This window comes from Mycobacterium sp. TH-M106 (genome assembly GCF_057473765.1).
The window spans coordinates 1-2,257 of sequence record NZ_JBYCLE010000425.1; the positions used below are offsets into that span (position 1 = coordinate 1).

The window sequence follows — 2,257 nt, forward strand, 5'->3', positions numbered from 1 at the left end:
CCGGCACCACGCCGCTGCCCACCTCGTTGCTGACCGCCACCGCCCGCACCGGGCAGCCGCGCCAGGCCGCCACCAGCTCGTCGACGTCGGCGTGCACGGCATCCAGACCGGCAGCGTCGCGTGCGTCATGCAGGTCCATCCGGGCGGTCAGCCAGGTGCCCAGGCAATCCAGCAGCAGCGGGTTGCCGGTTCCCCGCAGCAGGTCCACCACGTCGGGTGTCTCGACGGTGTGCCAGGAGGCCGGGCGGCGTGTCCGGTGCAGTCGCACTCGCTGGGCCCAATCCGGGTCGTCGTCGCGGATACCGCCTGCCGCCAGGTAGGTCACCTCGGCCTCGCCTGCAAAAAGCGCCTCGGCGTAAGCCGATTTGCCGGATCGGGCCCCACCGAGCACCAACGTGCGGACCGGCATCACCGGCAACTCCATGACTCCTCCGTCGTTGACTCTGAATTTGACCACGCCGGTCCACTCGCATTTTTCCGTGGTACACCCAGACGGCAACGACAAGGCCCGGCCTGCCGAAGCAAGCCGGGCCCCTATCGTTGACGGACTTTAGAAGTCCATGCCGCCCATGTCCCCGCCACCACCAGGCATAGCAGGCTTCTCCTTCTCCGGCTTGTCGGCGACGACCGCCTCGGTGGTCAAGAACAGCCCGGCGATCGAGGCGGCGTTCTGCAACGCCGAACGGGTCACCTTGACAGGGTCGGCGACACCGGCCTTCAGCAGATCCTCGTACTCGCAGGTCTGCGCGTTCAGGCCGTGACCCGCCTTCAGGTTGCGCACCTTCTCGGCGACCACACCCGGCTCCAGACCGGAGTTGAACGCGATCTGCTTGAGCGGAGCCTCCAGTGCCACCTTGACGATGTTGGCGCCGGTGGCCTCGTCGCCGGAGAGCTTCAGCTTGTCCAGCGAGGGCGCCGCCTGCAGCAGGGTCACGCCGCCGCCGGCGACGATGCCCTCCTCGACGGCGGCCTTGGCGTTGCGCACCGCGTCCTCGATGCGGTGCTTGCGCTCCTTGAGCTCCACTTCGGTTGCGGCGCCGGCCTTGATCACCGCGACTCCGCCGGCCAGCTTGGCCAGCCGCTCCTGCAGCTTCTCCCGGTCGTAGTCGGAGTCGCTGTTCTCGATCTCCTGCCGAATCTGGGCCACCCGCCCGGCGATGGCCTCGGTGTCGCCGGCGCCCTCGACGATCGTGGTCTCGTCCTTGGTGACGACGATCTTGCGGGCCTTGCCTAGCAGCGTCAGGTCGGCGTTCTCCAGGGTCAGACCGACCTCTTCGCTGATCACCTGGCCGCCGGTGAGGATCGCCATGTCCTGCAGCATCGCCTTGCGGCGGTCACCGAAGCCGGGCGCCTTGACCGCCACCGACTTGAACGTGCCCCGGATCTTGTTGACGACCAGGGTGCTCAAAGCCTCACCCTCGACGTCTTCGGCGATGATCAGCAGCGGCTTGCCGGCACCGATAACCTTCTCCAACAGCGGCAGCAGATCCTTGACGGTGGACACCTTGGAGCTGACCAGCAGGATGTAGGGCTCCTCCAGGACGGCTTCCTGCCGGTCGGCGTCGGTGACGAAGTAACCCGAAATGTAACCCTTGTCGAATCGCATGCCCTCGGTCAGCTCCAGCTGCAGCCCGAAGGTGTTGGACTCCTCGACGGTGATCACGCCCTCGTTGCCGACCTTGTCCATCGCCTCGGCGATCAGGTCGCCGATCGACTGGTCACCGGCGGAGATTGCGGCGGTCGCGGCGATCTGCTCTTTGGTCTCGACCTCCTTGGCCCCCTTGAGCAGCACCTCGGTGACGTGCTCGGTGGCCTTCTCGATGCCGCGCTTCAGGGCCAGCGGGTTGGCGCCGGCGGCCACGTTGCGCAGACCCTCCTTGACCAGGGCCTGAGCCAGCACGGTGGCGGTGGTCGTGCCGTCGCCGGCGACGTCGTCGGTCTTCTTGGCGACCTCTTTGACCAGCTCGGCACCGATCTTCTCGTAGGGGTCCTCCAGCTCGATCTCCTTGGCGATGGACACGCCGTCGTTGGTGATCGTGGGGGCACCCCACTTCTTCTCCAGCACGACGTTGCGGCCCTTGGGACCCAACGTCACCCGTACCGCGTCGGCGAGGCTGTTCAGACCCCGTTCCAGACCGCGACGGGCCTCTTCGTCGTACGCAATTTGCTTTGCCATTGCGAAGTGATTCCTCCGGTTGCGGATGACACGTCTGTGGCCGGGTGCAGCGCCCGCGACGGACGACCGAAGGTGTCGTTG

At 66.9% G+C, this 2,257-nt stretch carries 2 protein-coding genes; both read right to left on the reverse strand.

What is annotated here, in order from left to right:
- Window positions 1–424, reverse strand: a 424-nt coding sequence (locus AC2VOP_RS14955; protein WP_486961706.1) for a bifunctional adenosylcobinamide kinase/adenosylcobinamide-phosphate guanylyltransferase, incomplete at its 3' end; no start/stop codon positions are given.
- A gap of 126 nt (window positions 425–550) precedes the next feature.
- A complete protein-coding gene (groL, locus tag AC2VOP_RS14960; RefSeq protein WP_486961707.1) occupies window positions 551–2,176 on the reverse strand; it encodes a chaperonin GroEL in 1,626 nt (541 codons plus the stop codon).
- Between the last annotated feature and the right edge of the window lie 81 nt (window positions 2,177–2,257).

Bases quoted from the DNA above. Each gene is read 5' to 3' on its own strand.
- groL (WP_486961707.1), bottom strand. From the start codon at position 2,176: ATGGCAAAGCAAATTGCGTACGACGAAGAGGCCCGTCGCGGTCTGGAA.